Here is a 20,584-nt window from a genome sequence, read left to right as displayed (position 1 = left end):
AAAAAGCCCGGCTCCAGCCGGAATGGAGATATGCCATGCGCAGTGCCAAGGATACCAAGAGCAGACGAGGAACGACCATAGTGGAAGTGGCCCTGCTCCTTCCCATTTTCATGATGATCATGATGGGAACAATGGACTTCGCAAGGTTGTACTGGACCCAGTCCGTGGTCCGCGGCGCCGCCTACGAAGGCGTCCGCGCGGCGATTCTCGAGGAAACCACCAACTCCCAGGTGGAATCCATCATCCTGAGCGAACTCGCCACCGGCGGCGTGACCCAAACCGCCTCCGTCAGCGTCGGCTCCCGCCAGCCGGAGCAGCCTGTGGACGTCACCGTCAGCGTCCCCTTCTCCTTCCTCGCGATTGACGGCCTCATCCCCTCCCTTGCCCAGGTCACACAGGTTTCCGCAACTGCCGTCATGACTCACGAGAGGTAGAGTCATGCGCGGTTCAGATACCAAGAGGCAGGGCGTCGCCGTCATCGAGTTCGCCCTCATCATGGGGCTGCTCATGGTGCCGCTCATGGCAGGCGTCTGGGACGTCTCCAAGTTCATCGACATCAATCAGATTCTGACCCGCGCGGCCAGGGAAGGCGTCGTGACCGCGTCACGCGGCGATGATCCCACGGCCATGGTTCAGGATTATGTGGCACAGGCGGGGCTCTCCGCCGCCCACCTTACGGTCACCGTGGATCACGGGGCCGAAGTCCAGACACTGGGGCAGGAAGTGATCGTCAAGCTGGCCTACGACTTTACCGGCGAGACGATCTTTCCCTGGGAAGACGTCATGCCAGGCGGGGTCAGCACCTCCGCCAGCGCCAAGATGGAGTAAAATGACATGAAGTCCTTCCTCCGCACTCATATTTCTCATTTGGTATCAGACCGAAGCGGCGTCGCGAGCGTCCTGGTTGCCCTGGCCATGACCGCCATGCTGGGGCTTACCGCCCTTGCCGTGGATCTCGGCCAGATTCACCTCAAGCGAGGCGCGCTTCAGACGGCGGCCGACGCGGGCGCCCTGGCCGGCGCAAACTCCCTGCTGGCCGAAGGCGACGATTTCGCCACCCTCAGGACCATCGTCACCGCATATGCGACCAAGAACCTGGTCCAGGAGGACATCCCCAATCTGGCGATCACGGATAACGACATCACCTTCCTGCGCGACGGCGTGCCCACCAACTATGAGCCCAATCAGGTGGAGGTGGCGGTAACCCTCAGCGCGGCTCGCGGCAACCCTCTGCAATTGTATTTCGGCAAGCTTCTGGGTGTTCCCACCGCCGATGTTCGCGCCGTATCGCGCGCGGGCATCGTGGGTATCTGCTCCTCCAAGTGCGTCAAGCCCTTCGTGGTTCCCACCAAGTTCGAATGGGACGACCAGGCCGCTCCCGGCACCAAGTATTATGAAAACGGCACGATGGATGTGGAAAACCAGGCCGAAGTGGATTCCGTCAATATCCTCGGCTACGACCAGTCGGACGTGGGCACCCAGATCATCATCAAGCCCGGCGACCCGAGCCTGGCCATCGTGCCCGGTCAGTACAACCTGGTGGACCTCCCGCCCGCCAACCGGGCAACACCCATCACCGGCGCGGCCGCCGTGGCCGAGAACATCGCCGGATGCACAGGCTCCAACTCCCTCTACCCTGTGGGCCCCGGCGACACCCTCCAGCTGGAGCCCGGCAACTCCGCCGGTCCGGTCAAGGCCGGCACCAACAGCCTCATCGGAGAAGACCCCTACGCCTATTGGGACACCTCCACCAACTCCGTTGAAGGCAGCGTCTACAACGACCCCCTGGATTCGCCGCGCGTGGCCATCATGGCCTTCTACGACCCGCGCTACCCCCCGGTCTCCGGCCGAAACGACATCATCGTCTACGAGCTCGGCGCGTTCTTCATCGAAAGCGTGGACAGCACAGGCAACGTCTCGGCCCGGTTCATGAACACCGTGGCGGTGGACCCCGACTCCACCAACAGCGCCGACTGCATGCTGCGCATGTCGAAGGTCATGCTCGACTCCAGCCGACAGTAGAACCGACCTTGCTCTCCCCGCACGGCAGGGGTATGGTTGCCACCGACATCCTTACCCACCATGCAACCGGGAGCAGACATGAGCCCCATCAACCCTGAAGATTCCCTGTTTATCATCTGGAGTTCCGCCGACCCCGAGGTCGCGCACAATCTTGCCTTCATGTACGCGCACAACTCCCTTGCCCGAGGCTGGTGGGATAACGTCCGGCTGGTCATCTGGGGCCCTTCCGCCAAGCTTGCCAGCCATAATGCGGAAATACAGGAAAAACTCACCGCAATGATGCACGACGGCGTGGAGATATGGGCCTGCCGCGCCTGTGCGGACAACTACGGTGTCACTCCCGACCTGGAAGCCCTCGGCATTTCCGTCATATACGTTGGAGAGCCCGTCACGGCCATGATCAAGAGCGGTTGGGAAAAGCTGACCTTCTGACCTGACCCGGGACCGGCTCGGGAGAAATAGCACTCTCCAGGGCGTTTTGCATGGACAACCGCCTGGGACTATGCAACGTCTGTTCGACGGGGTACCCACCCGCCCAACTCACAACAAGCGCGACACACTGTTGCAAACAACACCTTCTCAAATGCCTGAACCCACTGCATCGAGGACGCTCACGGACGCCCCGCTGGACATACTCGTGGCCGAAGACTCCGAATCCAACCGGATGCTCATTGAGCTATACTTCCAATTCACGGCCTGCCGCCTCGATTTTGCCACAAATGGCATCAAAGCCGTTGAAAAATTTCACGACAAGAAATATGATATCATACTTATGGATATCCAAATGCCCGGCATGGACGGCTACGAAGCCACAAAAACCATCCGGGAGCTGGAGCGAAAAGAGGGGAAGCCTCCCGTCCCCATCGTAGCGCTGACCGCCAACGCCTTCGACGAGGACCGGACGCGCTGTGAAATGGCCGGATGTACCGACTTCCTGACCAAACCCATAGCCAAGAAGGTCCTGTTCGAATGCGTGGCCCGGTACGCGTCCGCCACGCCGGTTGATAAGTGATGCCACCCCGGGTATCTTGAGATTGGAGAAAGCCATGACCGATCGCATCAGTCTCGACCAAATCATACACACCCTGTCGCGGGACGCGGTACTGTTGCATCCTCTCCCGACACACGACACGAGACTCCATGTGGTCATTACCGACGTCAACCAGACCGCCTGCGACCTCCTTCGCTACAGCCGAGAGGAGCTGCTGGACATGCCCATCTCCGACGTAGTCGGTTCCAACACCATGGGCAGTACTTTTTTCAAGACCGTGGCTGAAGACGGTTATGCGGAATGCAACGCCACATTCACAGCCCGAAACGGTTCCCCCGTTCCCATGGAAGTCCGGACCTCCCTGTTGCAGACTGAGAGCGGCCCTCAATGTCTGACAATCGCTCGCGACACCACCGAACGACAACAGTTGAAGCACGCCCTGGACACGGCCACCCGCGAACTGGAGATCGCGAGGACCGCCAAGCAGCAGTTTCTCTCCAACATGAGCCACGAATTGCGCACCCCGCTCAACGGATTCCTGGGAATGACCCAGATCCTCATGGGCACGGAACTCACACCGGCACAGCGGGAATACCTCTCTCTTTCCCAGGATGCGGCCCGGCAATTGAGCAAGGTGCTCACCGACCTGCTGGCGCTCTCCCACGTGGAATCGGGCAACCTGGAAACCATGTGCCAGGCATTTGAACTTCACCCCGCCCTGGAGGGATTGATCTCCTCGCTTTCCAGGCAGGCCGGAGACAAATCCCTCTCACTCGACCTGGATATCGCAGAGGATGTCCCCTGCAACATCAAGGGAGACGCCTCCAAGCTCCGACAGATTCTCATCAACCTGCTTTCCAATGCCATCCGGTTCACCCTCGAGGGGGGCGTCACATTGCGCGTGACCAAAACCCGTCAGTCCAGCAGCGAGGACAACCACTGCACCCTGGCCTTTGCCGTCATCGACACGGGCATAGGCATCCCTGAAACCAAGCTCGAAACCATCTTTGAAAGCTTCTCCCTGGGTGAGAACTACCTGACCAAGCAATACGGGGGAGCGGGCCTGGGGCTCGCCATATCCCGTCAGCTGGCCGGAATCATGGGCGGGACCCTGACTGTATCCAGCCGCCATGGAGAGGGAAGCACCTTCACCCTGACGCTCCCATTCGAGATTCGAGGCCCCAAGCGCGAGACAGGCGCTGGCGAATGCCGCGAAGCCCCGTCGGGGCTGAACATCCTCCTGGCCGAAGACGAGCAGGTAAACTCGATAATGGCCTCGCGCCTGCTCAAGAAAGCGGGCCACGACGTAACCATCGTGGGCAACGGCCAGCAGGCCCTCGAAACCCTCGCCGACGCCACCTTCGATCTGGTTCTCATGGATGTCCAGATGCCGGTTATCAACGGCGTGGAGACCACCCGAATCATCCGTCAGGGCGGCGCCGAAAACGTACCGCGCGACCTGCCCATCATCGGCTTGACCGCCTTTGCCCGCTCAGCCGAGAAAAAACGTTTTCTCGAAGCGGGCATGACGCAGGTCATCACCAAGCCCTATGAGGCCGACGAATTGATTCTGGCCGTGGAATCGGTCCGGCGCTGACCATCATCGGAAGCCGATATCCTTTTGAGATGAAAAGGCCGCCCCGGGAGTCCCGGAGCGGCCTGTCTTTCTTGGATGCCTGCCCGGACTAGCCGAGCAGCTCGTTGACTTTCTTCATGATCTCGAAGGCGTCGGCCACATACAGAACGTCGCACTTGCCCTGAGCCCAGCCGCAACCGGCGTCCGTGTTCACGGCCCGGCGTTCCTTGATAAAGCGCCAGCCGACCACGTGAGGCTCCTCACCGTGGCAGCAGGTGGCCAGCCCCTTGGGGTGGCGCGGGGATGAACCGGTCTGCCCCACCTGATGCATGTGCGTCAGGAAGGAAATGACCGCGCCGCCCTCGCCGGAGATGTCCACCAGGGACTTGGAGGAGCCCAGCGAAGACTTGGTTGTGCCCAGGAACTCCTTGATGGTGGCTTCGGCCACGTCCACATGCACAGCGCCGTCGGCCTGCTTCTTGGTCCAGCCTGCGCCGGCCACGAAGAGCAGCTGCGCATCCGGGCGGATGGTCTGCTCGTCCTCGGACACGCACTCCATGCCGGCGGGCTTGGTACGAACGGAGGCAAGGTCCACGGCGACCGCTTCAACATCGGCGGAGCCCGCGCCTGCGAAGGCGTCGGCGCAGCCGGAATCAAGAGTCATGATCCACGGGCGTTCCTCGCGGGTCAGAGTGCCCTCCATACGCTGGCGGTAGAACCAGCGGCGGGCAACAGGCTTGCCGTCCTTGGCTTCCAGGCCGGACAGGTGGGTGTCCACCCTGCCGTCCAACCGTACGGCCAGGCCCGGCAGGGCGCGGCTGAAACGGGAGGTGGCCGGAGCAACGACGATCTCCGCACCGGACGCCTTGGCGATTGCCTCGGCGGCGGCCAGGTCGGCGGCGTAGATGCCATCGGCCAGCATGGGATCGGCGACCCCGTAGAACTTCGCGCCGCAACCGGCAACGGAATCGGCTGCAGCTGCAACGTCAGCGCCGATCAGGCCGACTTGCAGATCCGTGCCCAGGCCTTCGGCCAGGGCTTTTGCCGCACCCAGAGCCTCCAGGGAAATCTTGGCCAGGGTGTTGTCGCATTCAGTATGTGCAAGATAGAGAACTGTCATATCCGTATCCCCCTAGCCCTTGATCCATTCGACGATTTCTTTGGCCATGTCCTCGATGGACGCGTCCTTGACGATACGCGTCTCGCGCCGCTGCTGCGGCACAGCCACGCTCTCGAACTTCAGCGTGGTGCCGGACAGGTCTGCGGGCTTGGCCTGCTGCAGGGCAGGCATATTCTTCTGCATGTTCTGCATGCCGACCTGCGGATTGTTGGGCGGCTCAGGAAGTTCGCCGGTGGCCCAGCCCATGACGGCGGGCGCGCCGTCCACCACGGACTTCTGGTATGCACCGCCTTCCACACGCTCCAGGACCTCTATGGAACCGTCACCGCCCACGGTGATCTTGTCCACGCCCTGGAACTGCTCAGTGACACCGAGCATCTCGCCGACCATCTGCATGACCGCGCCGGAGCCGCGCGAAGCGGACTGCCAGCCACCGAAGAGCAACATCTTGGACTTGTCGAGCCCGGCGATGCCGTCGATGGTCTCGGACAAGACCTTTGCGGTCTCGAAGCTGTCGGTGAAACCGGAAGCGGAACCATCGGCGACCACCAGCTGGAACGGAGCCTTCTGGGACACGGCCATCATCACCTGCTGGAGCTTGGCCTTGGGACCAAGGGCCACCAGCCAGACCTGGGAACCGGGATTGTTCTTGGCCAGATTAGCGGCCTCATACAGGGCATGGCCGGCCCACGGATCAAGCACGGCGGGCAGCATCATTTCGTTCTGCAGGACGGGGCCCTGGGGCGAGTCCTGGGGGGAGAGCGTCTGGAGCGGGTCCGGAACGATGGAACCGCAGACCACGATGTGGAAATCAGTGCTCATGTGTTTTCTCCTTGGTTTGGTTGCGAGCGCCCGCTTGCGGGAGACCTCCGGCGGCCCCTCGGCGGGGAGGTGTCTTCTACAGCCAAGGTACCTTTTGGGGAAAAGGTTCCCTGGCCCCTCCCAAACCTACGGGTTCGCTTCGCTCAAATTCGCACGCAAAGGCCGTACGATATATGTCACACAATTACATTACAATTTATTTACCGAAGGCGAGAAAGTGATTCCAAAGGGGGCTCGCCCTTTTGACCACCGGGCGAAGTCTTCCGACCTCACCGTCCCAGTCGGCCTCCCTGTCCGCCTCTAGTTCTCTGCCGAATGCAGTCCGCCGGAACCAGCCGAGAACCGCACGTTGGTGCGTTCCGCATCCATGAAGTGGGACTGACTGCAATTCCACATGCAAGCACCGCAGTGCACACACTTTTCCCGGTCAAAGAGCGGCACGCCGCCCTCGGGGTTGGTGGTGATCGCCTGACCGGAACACGCCTCGATACAGACCTTCTCCCGGCACGCCATGCAGGCGTTGGGATTGGCGAACCGGACATGGTCGGCATAGCCGGGGCTGGCCTGAACCTTGCCGCCCATGAGCAGCGCGTCCTGGTGCGAGACCAGCAGTTGGCCGTCCATGGGAATCTCGGGCCATCCCACCCTGTCCATGAGCGCGTCATGCAGGCTCTTGCCCTGACGCGCGCACTCCGCACGGATTTCCTGAATCTCGCCGTGGGAAATATATCCCTTGTAATAATCCTCGATGGAGGGAATGCGGTCCTGCGGCGAAATCGGCTTGCCCGGCATGTTCAGCTTGCCTCCGGTGAGCCCGGTCAGCCCCATGCCGATAAAGCCGCGCAGGATGCCCTTGGTGAAGCCGTCGCGCGACTTCTCCGCGACCTTGGCTTCCTGCTCAACCCAGGACTCGCGACGGCGGGAAAGATAGGTCGCCTCAAGATTATCCTTGGTGAAGTCCATGCCGTCCTTGAGCAATTGCAGCACGGCCTCGCCGAGTTGCACGCCCGTGGCCCACGCCTCGTCCACGCCGGAACCGGTCAGCACGTTGGTGGAGCCGGAGCCCTCGCCGATGCGGGCAAAACCGTCGCCGCAGAGGATGGGCTCGCCCCGCTTGCCGGACTCGGCCAGGGACTTGGCGCCCCAGGAGCGCATGGTGCCGCCTTCCAGCCGTTTCCAGAGGTACGGATGCAGCATCCAGTGCTGCATGTAGCGGTAGGCGGTGCGCACCGGGTTGTCGAACCACGACGGCACGAAGATGCCGAGGGAGGCGACGTTGCCGGGGTAGACATAGAGGAATCCGAAAATTTCAGGCTCGGGGTAGCCGATGGTGTGCAGCACGGTGCCCGGCTGCCAGTCGCAGCCCTCGGGCAGGTCGACCACGCACTTCATGCCCACGGCCCACTCGCGCTGGTGGTTGCCCTCGGGCAGGCCGAGTTCGCGGTCCAGCCGCTGACCCACGGCACCCACAGGGCCGTCGGCCACCACGGTAAGGGCGGCCTTCATGTCCATGCCGGGCATGAAGCCAGCGCCCGGAGTGCCGTCCTTTTCCACGCCCTGGTCGGCCATGCGCACGCCCTTGACGGCCCCGCCCTCCAGGAGCGGTTCGGCCACCGGACTGGAAGGCCAAATCTGGGCCATACCCGTGCCCATCAGATTGGAGCCCACCCACTGGTTGAGCTGGCCAATAGAAAAGATCATGCCCGGATGTTTTTCCAGGAACGGCGGGATGTATGGCAATTCGTAGGCGTCGTCCTCCATGAACCGGCCCAGCACTTTGTCGGCCACCTTGAACGCAAGGGGACGGCGGCTCGCACCTACCGGGTCCTTGAGGTAGAGGATTTTTTCCTCGGTCACCTCGTGAGCCATGGGGATCTGGGAAAGATCGAGATCTGGGAAACTGGCCTTGATGGCGCGGCCCTTGGTCACCACGCCCGAAACGCCGAAGCCGATATCGTCGGCGCGCTCATAGCAGATGACCTGCGGCGGCATGCCCGGCATGGCCTTGGACTCGGCCAGCGGGGTACCGTCCTCCTTCATCAGGCCACGGGTCAGGGTCGTCAGAAATCCGCCCGCGGCAGGGCCGAACCCCACACAGACGATGTCCGTTTCCATCTCGGCACGCACCACTTCCGGCATGTCGTCAGTCATTATGGTTGCCTCCGGCGGCCGGGGGAAGGGGAGAGAGGGAACCCTTTCGAAAAGGGCTTCCCTCTCTCCCCTTCCCCCGGACCCCCATCCCCTCTCACCCTCCTAAACTTTATATCGCCGCTTCGCGGGGAGGTTCAGGCGGGGAGACGTCATGTTTCAACGCCATGCGGGGAGGTTAGGTTGATTTCAAAAAAACTATTCAGGGAACGGAGTCCAGCATCCCTGTCCACGCCGGGCCGTCATGTCTTTAACTTCCTTCCAGGCGGCGTGGGGACAAAATGGCCTGGAAGGAAACCGGGGGAAACCTCTGAAGAGGTTCCCCCCGGATTACTATCTCATTTGTTAGCCCAGGGGATAGTCCAGGGCTTCGGGAATCATCACCTCGGCAAGGGCGTTGCCCGCGCGGTCCTTGGCCAGACGCGAGCCGGTGAGGCACACGTCGACCTTGGTCTTCATCTCGGTGAATTCCTTGACGCCGCCGCAGGAGCAGTCGCCGTCAACGGCATTGAAACCATAGACCAGCTCGGAACAGATACGAGCCACCTCACCGGCGGCACGCGCTGCCTGGACGTGACACATATCCTTGTAGAACCCGGTCAGATCGTCGAGCCCTTCGGCCAGGGTCGGGGCCATGGGGCCCTTCTCCATCAGTTCCATGACGTCGCAGGCCAGGAAGTAGGGGCCAAGCAGCCAACCGAGAGCGTCGGCCATGGGGAAGGTCACGCCCTGCCGCTTGTTATGGTAGAGCTTGCGGCCGTCCGCATCCTTGGCGGTCTGGAGGTGCTTGAAAGTCCACTGCCAGAGTTCCATGGCTGCGGCCAGCACATGCCCGCCCAGACCGGGAACTTCTTCACCGGCGCGCTTCATCTGCTTGATCCAGGCGGACAGCGTGTACTGGAAGACATCGCTGGGCATGGTCATGGTCAGGTGGCGGCGCTGCACGGCCTCGGGGCCCTCGTAGGTGGCCTCGAGCTGGGTGTCGGACCACTTCTGCATCAGGAAACCGGGACAGTCCTCGGTGATGCCGTAGCCGCCGACCAAAGCCACGGCCTCGCGCATCTTGTTGGCGCCCTCGCCCGTGTTCCAGAGCTTGACGCCGGGGTTGAGAACTCCCGCCAAGGCCTCCATGTAGGCGTAGGCCACCAGGGTATCGTTGCTCAGCTCCTGATAACGGGCCTGATCACGCTCGGCTTCCGGGGTGTATTCGAGATCGATAAGCTCGAACACCTGATCCTGAAGCTTGCGCAGGGCCGCCATCTGCTTGCGCGGGGAGGTCACGCCCTGTGACTCGAACTCGGTCTCCTTGGCCTTCTCGATCGGATCGAACCGGTCGGCCAGACGGGAAGCGGCGAGGGCCAGGGAGCAACCGGCCTCACCGGAAGCCCATACGTCCACAAGGCGCTGGAGCGCGTCCTCGTTGGCCTGGAGCCCCTTGTCATAGCGCGGGGACCCTTCCTTGCAGGCGTCACCGCCACGGAAGCGATTGCGGTGGTAGCGGATGACCGGCTCCACGGCGGAGAGCAGCTTGGCAGAGGTCATCAGCCCCACGGGGATGCGGGTGCGGTGGAAGACCGACCCGATGATTTCGGAGTGGTTGTATTTGGGCACGATCACGCCATCGACCACGTCGTAGCCGCCGATGATGCGGGAGGCCGGAACCTTGAGATTCAGCACGGGATCGCGCGTGGAGGAAAGCTGGTGAACCATCTTCAGGGTAGGTGCGCCGCGGTCGAAAACGCCCTCGTCGCCCTCTTCCAGGGTGACCATGAACGTCCCCTTGATACGCTCGTCATTGGATTCCACGGCGGCGGTGACGAAGTTGGCGAAGTCCATGTTGGTGATGAACCGACCGCGTTTGTCGACCTGGAGCATGGGCTCCTCGCCCTCGTTCCACTCTGCCACGGTGGCCTTGCCGCAGAGCACGCCGGTATCCACGCCCACGTAGGGCAGCGGCTCGGTCAGGGCGAAGGCACCGCGCCAGATGGTGCGGTCCTCGCCCGGCTGGGGCGGCACGCAGCGGGACATGTAATAGTCGCGCTGCTCCGGGGTACCTTTCTCATGGATGGGAGCCAGGGCCAGGCAGGAGGCCAGGGAAGAAGTGGCCGCGCCAGCATCGACCCAGGCCAGTTCGAAGGCAACCAGTGCCAAAGCCAGGTTCTTGGGGCCCTCGATGAAGCCGCCCTGATGCGGGTCCATGAACAGCGCGGTCAGGCCGGACTGGTCAAAGGCGGTCAGGAGCTCGTTCTTCTGCTCGGTCCACTCGTGGGTGTTGCGCGCGCCCTCTGCCACGAGCTTGGCCACCACGCTTCGCGCGATGGAGCGGGCGGACTGCACGGACATCTGAAGGTCGAAACGGTCGGCGAAACGCCACATGATCTGGCGGACGTCATCTCCCGGAAGGGTACGCAATGTATACATAAATTCTTTCCTGGGGTTGGTTGGATTTTCTTACTTTTACACAAAATAAAATGCAGTTCGCAAGGATAGGTCATGAGCCAGGACGAGTCAAAGTTTTTTTGCTTTTAAACGATCGTTTATGCCGCACGGGGCCTTGCTTTCCGGCGGTTCAGCCTCACTTGTGGACGGTCCTGGAGAGCCATGTTAAATTAATTGCCGTCCAAAAAAGGAGGACTTTCTTGAACACCCCCCTGAAAACGCCCTGCTACGCTGTCATTTTCACCTCGAAACGCACTGATGTGAACGAAGGCTATGCCGAAACCGGCAGCCGCATGCTTGAGCTGGCAAAGACCATGCCCGGCTTTCTCGGCGCCGACTCCGCCCGCGAGGAAGTGGGTATCACCGTCTCCTATTGGGAGAGTCTGGAGGCCATCAAGGCATGGCGCGAACACCCCGGTCACGGGGAGGCGCAGCGGCTCGGCCGCGAGAAGTGGTATGAATGGTTCACCACGCGGATCTGCCGGGTGGAGAAGGAGAGTCAGTTTCCCGACTAGAATGTATAGCGGTAGTATTTGACGTCCACGGCCATGAGCGGCACCGATTCCGGCACCTGCTCCCGTTGGACCTCGACGAAGCCCTGTTTCTCGTAAAAACGATGAGCGGCGTGGTAAACGTCCACGGTACCCAGGTAGACTTCCCGGACACCCTGTCCCCTCGCATGGTCAAGCAGGGTTTCCATGAGCGCGGCGGCAATGCCCCGTTCCTTCCCACGGTACGCCTTTTTCACGAACACCTTGCGCAGGGCGCAAACCCCGTCGCCCACATCCTTGAGCGCGATGGTGCCGACCAGTTCATCGCCTTCAAGGGCGAGCCAGAACTCGCCCGCTCCCTGCTGGTAAAAAGCGGGAATCTCAAACAGGTCCGGCTGGGCTTCAAGGGAGGTGGCAACGCCGAACTCGTCGATCTGGATCGTGGTGATCAACTCGGCGATAGCGCGGCAGTCGTGATTGTCGAAGGGTGTGATATGCATGGTCAAACCATCCTTGTGGCGACCCAGTCCAGAACCATGGCCGGGTTGACCGGAACCTGGGTGTTGAGCGCGTCCAGGGCCTGATCCAGCACCAGGCCGATCTTCTGCAACCCACGGAGGTCATAGGCCTGGGCCATTCTGCCGGAGAGCGGCGTACCGCAAGCGCCGGACAACGCCTCGCGCAATTCGCGCTGCATGCCCAGCACCACGCGCATGGCCAGATTCTTGTCCACGGCCCCCTTGGCCGAGGTACGCTCGAACCACCCCTGCCCCGTGGCCCAGAACCGGACAAGAGCCGTGGTCCACTCCGTGACCTCCGGCGAGTTTTCGCGAATATCGGGCCAGGCCAGGGTGACAACCCAGGACCGCGAGACCAGAGTCTCCAACAGCCTTTCGCGCTGGGGCGCAGCCAGGACAAAGACGTTGCCGGGGCGCGGCTCCTCAAGGGATTTAAGCAGCGCGTTGGCGGCCTCGGTCATGAACATCTGGGCCTCGGCAAAGATGGTCACCCGGTAGCCGTCGCCGTTGGGCGGCTGCCCCCAGGTGCCGCGCTGACCGCGCACGGCGTCGACCTTGATCAACCCTTCCCGGCCGTCGAAAAAAAGCAGGTCGTTGAAGGCGAAATCCGCGATCTGGCGACACGCCGGGCATTGGCCGCACGGGATGTCGCCGGAAGCGCAGTTCAGGCGCATGGCCCAATACAGGGCGAGGGCGACGCGGCTGTCCGCATCGCCCCCTTCGATAACAATGGATTGGGGAGGATGGTGGGCGATATTATTCAGACGCGTGACCGCATGCTCCTGCCCGACCAGAGCGGCCAGGGGATCATCGTGTCTCGTCATGGCCCAACCTCCGCTAGAATGTCTGCGCCCGGTCCGGGCCGACCGAAACGATGCCGATCTTCACGCCGGAGATTTCCTCGACGCGGCGCAGGTAGTTGACGGCATTCTCCGGCAACTCGTCCCAGGAGCGCGCACCGGTAATATCCTCGTCCCAGCCCGGCATGGTCTCGTAAACGGGCGTGACGTAAGCCATGCCGTTCTGTTCCTGCGGCGGGTAGGCGATCTGTTCGCCATTGTACTCATAAGCCACGCAGAGTTTGATCTCCTTCAGGCCGGAGAGCACGTCGAGCTTGGTGATGGCCAGCTCGGTGGGACCGTTCAGACGCGCGGACTCCCTGAGCACGACCAGGTCGAGCCAGCCGCAGCGGCGCTTGCGTCCGGTGGTGGCACCGAATTCATGTCCCTGGCTCTGGAGGTAGTCGCCTTCCTCGTTCAGCTGCTCCGTGGGGAACGGGCCACTACCCACGCGAGTGGTGTAGGCCTTGACGATGGCGATGATACGCTCCAGGTCGCGCGGCGAAGAGCCGGAACCGGAAGCGGCATTGGCCGTGACCGTGTTCGAGGAGGTGACAAAAGGATAGGTGCCGTGGTCGATATCGAGGTGCGTGCCCTGGGCACCCTCAAACAGCACGGAGCCGGCGGCATCCTGAATGGCGGAGGAGACGTCGCCCAGGTACGGGACCAGTCGCTCGGCCACGGGAAGCACATCATTGTAGATGGCCTCGGGGTCGACGGCTTCGGCGCCGTAAAGGTTGGTGAAAAGCACGTTCTTCTCTTCCAGCGCCTTGGCGATCTTGTCCTTGAGCAACTCCGGGTTCGCGAAATCGCCAGCGCGGATGCCGCAGCGGTTCATCTTGTCCTCGTAGCAGGGACCGATGCCCCGCCCCGTGGTGCCGATCTTGCCGTCGGCGGACTTGGCGGCCTCTCGGGCCGCGTCCATCAACCGATGGTAGGGCATGATGATATGCGTTTTCTTGCTGATCATCATCCGGCTGGAGGAAACGTCGATTCCCCTGGCGGCCAGCTTGTCCAGCTCCTCGCAGAAAACGAAGGGATCCAGGACCACGCCGTTGCCGATGAGGCACTGCTTGCCCGGATGCAGGATGCCGGAGGGGATGAGATGAAGAATACATTCCTCGCCGTCCACCACCAGGGTGTGGCCGGCGTTGTTGCCGCCCTGGAAACGGACGATCGCCTTGGCGTCCTCCGCCAGCATATCAACTATTTTGCCCTTGCCTTCGTCTCCCCACTGGGAACCGAAAACCACTGTATTGGCCATGGTGTTGCTCCTTGAAAACCGGGAAAAACGCCCGGCGAAATTATCGCGCACAAACGGTTATCTTCCGTAAGTACAATTGCGATCATCTGTCAACTGTCCAAGACAGCTAATCAATTCTTATTTTTCGGCGTCAGGGTAAGGACCTTGCCCTTGCGATCCCGCTTCTTTTCATCGGCGGACGGCTTCTCCTCGAGTTCGGGGGCAGGTTCGCGCACCTTTTCCGGGGCGGTCAGGGCAGCGAGATCGACCTCGTGTGCAGGGGCCTCGGGCATTCTGGATTGAGCCCAATTGTAGTTGAACAACTGGTTCTTCATGCGTGTGGACTGGATCAGGTTGAACACCAGCACCGCTTCCTCCCACCTCTTGGTGGGCTCAAAGCGGGACACCTTTTCGGCATACTTCTCCCAGAGACTCATGAGGGAGGCCTCATCAAAGGCATTTATCTGGCGGGCCAGCTTGAGAAGGGCCTTTTCCATATAGCTTTCGGACATCTTCCTTCCTTAATTCTCAACCTCGGCGCAAACGCCGGGATGTAATACATAACAAAATTATTCCGCACCTGCCACGCCAAAAAAAGAGACCTCCCCGCAACGCGGGGAGGTCTTCATCTTTACCTTCTTTAATGTAAGGGAAGCCGAATGCCTAGAAGCGCTCGAAATCCCCGTCATCGTCCATTTCCAGAGCCACTCCGCCGGACTTGGCCTTGCCCGCAGCCAGCGGCTTGGGCTTGGCCGAAGCCTTCCGGGTGTCAAAGGCGGGCTTGACCGGTGCGGGCATGGCCCCACCGTATCCGTCCAGCTTGAAGAAGCGGATGGATTCCTGAAGTTGCACAGCCTGGCCGGAGAGTTCCTCGGCGGTGGAGGCGACCTCCTCGGAGGCCGACGCGTTCTGCTGGATGACCTTGTCCAGTTCATGCACGGCGCGGTTGACCTGTTCACCGCCGTCGCGCTGCATGTTGCTGGCAGCGGAGATTTCCTGCACCAGTTCCGCTGTCTTCTGAATATCCGGGACGATCATCGCCAGCAGGTCTCCCGCCTCCTCGGCCACCTGCACGCTGGAGATGGACAGTTCGCTGATCTCGGCAGCGGCGGTACCGCTTCGTTCGGCCAACTTGCGCACCTCGGCGGCGACCACGGCAAATCCCTTGCCGTGCTCACCGGCACGGGCCGCCTCGATGGCCGCGTTCAGCGCGAGCAGATTGGTCTGACGCGCTATTTCCTCGATGATCAGAATCTTGTCCGCAATCTGCTTCATGGCCTCAACGGTCTTGGCCACGGCCTGACCGCCCTTTTCCGTATCTGCAGCGGCCTTGTTGGTCATTTGGTCCGTGGTGGCCGAGTTGTCGGCGTTCTGCTCGATGGAGGAGGTCATCTCTTCCATGGAAGCGGACACGGTCTCAACGCTGGAAGCCTGTTCCGTGGCACCCTGGGAGAGCTCGATGGCCGAGGCCGCAAGCTCCTCACTGCCGGAAGCCACCTGCTCTGTGGCGCTGGAGACGTCCGTCACGACCCGCCTGAGTTCGGTCAGCATGTTGGCCATGGCGCGGGAGAGTTGCCCCACTTCATCGTCGCTCTTCACTTCGATGTCGCGGCTCAGGTCGCCATGGGCCATGAGATCGGAGACCTCCACAGCCTCCTGAAGCGGCCTGACCATGCTCTTGATAACCAGGACGGCCACCAGGATGATGAGCCCCATGCCGATGATGGTGGGAATAAGAATCTGCCAGCGGAGGGAGGATACCTGGGCTTCCACGTCGTCAACGTAAATGCCGGAACCGACGATCCATCCCCACGGCTTGTAGAGCTTGACATAGGAGACCTTGGGGACGCCTTCCGAGGACCCGGGCTTGGGCCAGAAATAGTGGACGAAGCCTTGGCCCGACCGCTTGCAGACGTCGACCATTTCCTGGAACAGACGAACGCCGTTGACGTCCTTCATGTCGCCGATATTCTTGCCGTCCAGGGCTGGCTTGACGGCATGCATGATCATCTTCGGCCCCATGTCGTTTATCCAGAAATATTCGCCCCCCTTATACCGAAGGGTACGGACCTCATCCATGGCAAGCTTCTGGGCTTCCTCTCTGGAGAACTTCCCTGAGGAGGCCTGACCGCCCCAGTAGTCAATAATACCATAAGCTACTTCGACCACGCTCTGGGTTGCGATTTGCTTCTCACCCATCAGGGAACTACCCACCACGGGAATGAAGTACCCCAGCAGCCCGGCCAGGACCAAAACCACGGCAGCGAGAAACAGGCTCAAGACCTTGCTTCTCATGCTCCAATCTCTAAACCTCTTCATGGCAAACCCCCTGTGGTATTATTGACGGATATGGTGCCATGTCGGCAATCGGGACTCCCCGTGTCAATTCAACCATGACATAAAATATGTCTGACAGGCATGATAATTTTTCTTTTTTTGTGAAAAAGAACTCATTGCCCCCCTCACCGCCGGGAAAGCCCAACTCGGAGCCATTGCCCGCCCTGTCAAGCTGTGCTATGACCGCCTCCTTCACAGGGAACAACAGGGAGTGACCACCATGAGCGATTTGAAAAAGATGTACCACACGTTGCAGCAGGACCCGTTTCCCGCCGACCTCAAGATCACCCTGGGCGACCAGGAGCTGACCTTCAGGAAACGAACCTGGGAGATCGACGGCGAGACCAAGGGACTGCGTTACGGAGAGAATCCGGACCAGCCTGCGGCGCTATACGAACCGGTGGAAGGCCAGCTCGAAGTGGGCGGCGTCAAATTCATCGGAGCGGGACAGGGCCTGGTGTCCGCCCTGACCGAGGAGCACATGCTCCAGGCTGGCAAGCACCCGGGCAAGACCAACCTTACGGACGTGGACAACGCCCTGAATATTTTGCAGTACCTCTCGGCCAAGCCCGCGGCGCTCATCCTCAAGCACAACAATCCGTGCGGCGCTGCCTGGACCGAGGAAGGCGTGGCCGAAGCCTTCAAGCGGGCCTTCGAGGCCGACCGCATCGCCGCCTTCGGCGGGGCTGTGGTCGTCAACCGCAAGCTGGACCTCGCCTGCGCCGAGCAGATCAGCAAGGTGTATGTGGAAGTGGTCGCCGCCCCTGAATTCGACGCTGAAGCCCTGGCCCTGCTCAAGCAGAAGAAGAACCTGCGCATCCTGCGCATCCCCGGCATCACCCAACTGGCCGACCTCGCCCAGCAGCCCTTCCTGGACATCAAGTCCCTGTCGGACGGCGGCATGGTCCTCCAGTTCTCCTTCCGCAACGCCATCCTCAAGGCCGAGGACTTCATCCCGGCCAAGGCGGAAAAGGACGGCAACGAATTCCTGGCCCGCACTCCCTCCAAGCAGGAGGCGGACGACCTGCTCTTCGCCTGGGCCGTGGAAGCAGGCGTGACCTCCAACTCGGTCATCTTCGCCCGGGACGGCGTCACCACCGCCATCGGCACGGGTGAGCAGGACCGCGTTGGATGCGTGCTCCTGGCCACCACCAAGGCCTACATCAAATACGCCGACCTGCTCGCCTCCAAGGAACTGGGCAAATCCCTGTTCGAACTGAAGCTCGCAGCCATCAAGGACGCGGACATGAAGGCCAAGCTGGAGGACATCGAGAAGCGGACCGCCGAGGCCCGCGGAGGCCTGCCCGGCTCCGTGGTCGTCTCCGACGGTTTCTTCCCGTTCCGCGACGGCGTAGACCTCTGCATCGACCAGGGCGTGACCGCCATTGCGCAGCCCGGCGGCTCCATCCGCGACCATGAAGTCATCACCGCCGTGAATGAAGCCGCTCCGCAGGTGGCCATGGTCTTCACCGGCCAGCGCTCCTTCAAGCACTAAGCGGGCATTGATACCGATTCAACAAAGACTTCGCCGGACGCGGGTCCGGCGGGGTCTTTTTTTTCACGGTCCGCGCTTATCCCGTTTGCGAGAGAGGCGGCCGTAGCGCAGCTTCATGCCCAGTACGGACGCAGCCAGGACAAAAGTGGCGAGGTTTGCGAGCAGGACGGACAGGGACCCTATGAGAATCCCGTAGACGATCCAGAGGGCAACTCCGAGGCAGAGCATGAGGTACATCCTCAGGGAGATATCCGCCACGGATTTGGTCCGCCAGGTATGCACCACCTGCGGCACGAATGACGCGGTAGTGCAGAATCCAGCGACAATGCCGATGAGTTCCATGATTTCCCTGTCCATGGCAAGATCACTATCCCCCCGCCCTTACACTGGCAACCGTTTCATGTTAGCAACGGATAAAACGAAGACATAAAGAAGCAATTCATGGCGAAAACGACCTTTCTAACCGCGACCGTTCGCCCCGGCACGGTGGTGGAATTCATGCACGGCGACCAACCCCAACTGGCCTGGGTGCTGGAGGAGTCGTCGGGCAAACTCCGCATTCTCACCATCACCAAACGGGAGATGAAGCTGCCTGCCGCCCGTCTCCTGCCGTGGCATGGCCCTGTGTGCTCGGAAGAAGTCAATCGCCAGGAGATACAGGACATTCTCAATTCCCATCAGGAGAAGCGGGGAGAAATCCAGGCAGGGATCGACGTAATGGAGTTGTGGGAACTCGCCCAAGGGGAAGTGGAGACAGCTTCTCTTTCCTGGTTCGCAGGGCTGCTCTGGGAATCCCCGGGCCCGGACGAAACCGCCGCCCTGGGCCGCGCCATGCTGGGGGCCAAAACCCACTTCAAGTTTCGGCCGCCCAATTTCGAGGTCTGGTCCGCCGAACAGGTCGAAAAACGGATGCGTGAAAAGGCCGAGGAAAAGGCCCGCGAAGCCGTGACCGCCGCCGGACAAACCCTGCTCCAGGAACTCTGGGGCGCACACAGCCAGGGACGCAAGCCGCGTCTCCCGGCCCTGGAGCCGGAACTGGCCGGCAGCCTGGAGACGATCCTCAGGCATCAGGTGGCGGACACCCTGGACGACAACGAACGCAAGATTTGGACCGCCATCGCCAAGGGGCTGCCGGATGTGCCGCACCTCGGCCTGCTCCTGGCCCAGTCCTGGGGAGTCCTCCCTCCCCACCACAACTACCTTCTGGATACGGCCGAGTATGCGTGGGGCAACGAGTGGTCAGAAACGTTCAACAATGAAATCAGCTCAATAGAAAGCACCTTTTCCAATCATCGAATGGAACCAGAGGCGGAAGAGTTTCTCTCCATCGACGCGGCCACGACCCGCGACATCGACGACGCCTTCCGCATCGAGCGGGATGGGGGCGGCTACAAACTCTCCCTCGCCCTCGCAAGGCCCGACGCGCACTGGGAGTTCGGCTCTCCTCTGGACCGGGCCGTCATGCACCGGGCCACCTCGCTCTACCTGCCCGAAGGCACGGCGCACATGCTGCCCGAGCAGTTCGGCACCGGCCTCTACAGCCTGGTCGCCGGAGAAGCCAGACCCGCACTCGTAACGGATTTTCTCCTGGACGAAGAAGGCAAGCTCCTGGGCGTCACCCCGCGCACGGCATGGGTCACGGTGTCGGCCAACGCCACCTACGAGGATACGGACGAGGCCATTCGGGAGGAGCGCGATCAGCAACTGGTCCTGGCGCATCAACTGGCGGAAAAGCTCATCCAGCGGCGCATCGAGGCCGGTGCCTGCGTTATCCGCAAGCCCGAACCCGTGGTTACCGTGGAGGAAGGCGAGGCCAAGCCCGAGGTCAGCATCGTCCTGAAAGAGGAATGCCCACGCTCGGAACTGGTTGTCAGCGAATTCATGATCCTGGCCAATTCCGGTCTGGCGCTCTGGGCAAGGGATCATGACGTCCCCCTGCTTCACCGGACCCAGGACATCGCCCTGCCCCAGGAGTCGGCGGGCATCTTCACGGAACCGGCCAAGATCCTGCGCGCGGTCAAGCTGCTCCTTCCGCCGGTCCTGGAGACCACGCCCAAACGCCACGCCGCACTTGCGGTCCCGGCCTACGCGCCCATCACCTCGCCGCTCAGGCGCTATACGGATTTCATCAATATGGCCCAGGTGGCCTCCTTCCTCGACTCCGGCGTCCCGCGCCTGGACATCGAGGAACTGGACAGGCTGGCCATCCACCTGAACCTGCGCATCAAGACCGTAAGCGCGGTGCAGCGATTCCGCCCCCGGTACTGGAAACTCGTCTACCTGGCCGCGCGGCGCAGGGAATTCCAGCCCGCCGTGCTGGTGGACGATAACGGGCCCCTGGCCACCCTGGCCATGCCCCACCTTCAGGTCAACGTTCGCGCACCGAAGAAACTGCTCGGTGACAAGCTCTACCCGGGCCAGCGGTTCGAGATCAACTTCAGCCGCGTCGACCCCCTGACCAATGAAATCCGTTTGGGAGAAGCCCTGGAGGAGTAGCCCGGAACAGCCTCTTCCAATCCGTGAACAAAAACGATACAAGGTCA

Annotated in this window: 19 protein-coding genes; 9 read left to right on the top strand and 10 right to left on the bottom strand. The window is 61.6% G+C overall.

The features are described 5' to 3' along the window. Positions 1-35: 35 nt before the first annotated feature. From GM415_RS11105 to GM415_RS11080, 6 genes are all read left to right on the top strand, one after another. Positions 36-434, top strand: coding sequence for a TadE/TadG family type IV pilus assembly protein (locus GM415_RS11105; RefSeq protein WP_158948152.1), 399 nt, complete (start codon positions 36-38; stop codon positions 432-434). 4 nt (positions 435-438) lie between these two features. Continuing rightward, the gene (locus GM415_RS11100) at positions 439-828 is read left to right on the top strand and encodes a TadE family protein (RefSeq protein ID WP_158948150.1); all 390 of its coding nucleotides are present in this window, start codon (positions 439-441) and stop codon (positions 826-828) included. A 6-nt stretch (positions 829-834) separates the two neighbouring features. Continuing rightward, positions 835-2,022, top strand: a complete 1,188-nt coding sequence (locus GM415_RS18200; RefSeq protein WP_158948148.1) for a pilus assembly protein TadG-related protein — start codon at positions 835-837, stop codon at positions 2,020-2,022. A 78-nt stretch (positions 2,023-2,100) separates the two neighbouring features. Continuing rightward, entirely contained in the window at positions 2,101-2,454 is a 354-nt protein-coding gene (locus tag GM415_RS11090) for a DsrE family protein (RefSeq protein ID WP_158948146.1), read from the top strand. Positions 2,455-2,605: 151 nt separating this feature from the next. Then, positions 2,606-3,034: a response regulator gene (locus GM415_RS11085; RefSeq protein ID WP_158948144.1), complete on the top strand. Its 429-nt coding sequence runs from the start codon at positions 2,606-2,608 to the stop codon at positions 3,032-3,034. A 34-nt stretch (positions 3,035-3,068) separates the two neighbouring features. Beyond that, positions 3,069-4,610, top strand: a complete 1,542-nt coding sequence (locus tag GM415_RS11080; protein ID WP_158948142.1) for an ATP-binding protein — start codon at positions 3,069-3,071, stop codon at positions 4,608-4,610. 88 nt (positions 4,611-4,698) lie between these two features. Here GM415_RS11080 and GM415_RS11075 read toward each other — a convergent pair whose 3' ends face one another. The 4 genes from GM415_RS11075 to GM415_RS11060 form a co-directional block, all read right to left on the bottom strand. Beyond that, entirely contained in the window at positions 4,699-5,709 is a 1,011-nt protein-coding gene (locus GM415_RS11075) for an electron transfer flavoprotein subunit alpha/FixB family protein (RefSeq protein ID WP_158948140.1), read from the bottom strand. A gap of 12 nt (positions 5,710-5,721) precedes the next feature. Further along, positions 5,722-6,531: an electron transfer flavoprotein subunit beta/FixA family protein gene (locus GM415_RS11070; protein WP_158948138.1), complete on the bottom strand. Its 810-nt coding sequence runs from the start codon at positions 6,529-6,531 to the stop codon at positions 5,722-5,724. Between the two features lie 300 nt (positions 6,532-6,831). After that, a complete protein-coding gene (locus GM415_RS11065) occupies positions 6,832-8,682 on the bottom strand; it encodes a 4Fe-4S ferredoxin (RefSeq protein WP_158948136.1) in 1,851 nt (616 codons plus the stop codon). 342 nt (positions 8,683-9,024) lie between these two features. Further along, on the bottom strand, positions 9,025-11,100 hold the full coding sequence (locus GM415_RS11060; RefSeq protein ID WP_158948134.1) for an acyl-CoA dehydrogenase family protein: 2,076 nt from the start codon (positions 11,098-11,100) through the stop codon (positions 9,025-9,027). A gap of 218 nt (positions 11,101-11,318) precedes the next feature. Here GM415_RS11060 and GM415_RS11055 point away from each other — a divergent pair, with 218 nt between their 5' ends. Then, complete coding sequence (locus GM415_RS11055; RefSeq protein WP_242012232.1) at positions 11,319-11,633, top strand: antibiotic biosynthesis monooxygenase family protein; 315 nt, start codon at positions 11,319-11,321, stop codon at positions 11,631-11,633. Here the strand turns inward: GM415_RS11055 and GM415_RS11050 are convergent. The 5 genes from GM415_RS11050 to GM415_RS11030 form a co-directional block, all read right to left on the bottom strand. Beyond that, the gene (locus GM415_RS11050) at positions 11,630-12,109 is read right to left on the bottom strand and encodes a GNAT family N-acetyltransferase (RefSeq protein ID WP_158948132.1); all 480 of its coding nucleotides are present in this window, start codon (positions 12,107-12,109) and stop codon (positions 11,630-11,632) included. The two genes, GM415_RS11055 and GM415_RS11050, sit on opposite strands and share 4 nt — an antisense overlap. 2 nt (positions 12,110-12,111) lie before the next feature. Continuing rightward, the gene (locus tag GM415_RS11045) at positions 12,112-12,951 is read right to left on the bottom strand and encodes a DNA polymerase III subunit delta' (protein ID WP_158948130.1); all 840 of its coding nucleotides are present in this window, start codon (positions 12,949-12,951) and stop codon (positions 12,112-12,114) included. A gap of 13 nt (positions 12,952-12,964) precedes the next feature. Next, complete coding sequence (locus GM415_RS11040) at positions 12,965-14,230, bottom strand: adenylosuccinate synthase (protein ID WP_158948128.1); 1,266 nt, start codon at positions 14,228-14,230, stop codon at positions 12,965-12,967. 110 nt (positions 14,231-14,340) lie between these two features. Further along, entirely contained in the window at positions 14,341-14,721 is a 381-nt protein-coding gene (locus GM415_RS11035) for a hypothetical protein (RefSeq protein WP_158948126.1), read from the bottom strand. A 151-nt stretch (positions 14,722-14,872) separates the two neighbouring features. Then, the gene (locus GM415_RS11030) at positions 14,873-16,504 is read right to left on the bottom strand and encodes a methyl-accepting chemotaxis protein (protein WP_242012231.1); all 1,632 of its coding nucleotides are present in this window, start codon (positions 16,502-16,504) and stop codon (positions 14,873-14,875) included. A gap of 262 nt (positions 16,505-16,766) precedes the next feature. Here GM415_RS11030 and GM415_RS11025 point away from each other — a divergent pair, with 262 nt between their 5' ends. Then, a complete protein-coding gene (locus tag GM415_RS11025; RefSeq protein WP_158948122.1) occupies positions 16,767-18,041 on the top strand; it encodes an IMP cyclohydrolase in 1,275 nt (424 codons plus the stop codon). Between the two features lie 63 nt (positions 18,042-18,104). On the opposite strand, the gene GM415_RS11020 is transcribed toward GM415_RS11025, so the two are convergent. Further along, positions 18,105-18,398 carry a SemiSWEET family sugar transporter gene (locus GM415_RS11020; RefSeq protein WP_242012230.1) on the bottom strand — a complete coding sequence of 98 codons (294 nt, stop codon included), beginning with the start codon at positions 18,396-18,398 and terminating at the stop codon, positions 18,105-18,107. Between the two features lie 84 nt (positions 18,399-18,482). On the opposite strand from GM415_RS11020, the gene GM415_RS11015 reads away from it, so the two are divergent. Beyond that, the gene (locus tag GM415_RS11015) at positions 18,483-20,537 is read left to right on the top strand and encodes a ribonuclease catalytic domain-containing protein (protein ID WP_158948120.1); all 2,055 of its coding nucleotides are present in this window, start codon (positions 18,483-18,485) and stop codon (positions 20,535-20,537) included. Positions 20,538-20,584: the final 47 nt, after the last annotated feature.

The sequence above is a fragment of the Pseudodesulfovibrio cashew genome (genome assembly GCF_009762795.1).
GTDB lineage: Bacteria > Desulfobacterota > Desulfovibrionia > Desulfovibrionales > Desulfovibrionaceae > Pseudodesulfovibrio > Pseudodesulfovibrio cashew.
This window is presented reverse-complemented; position numbering and strand designations above follow the sequence as displayed.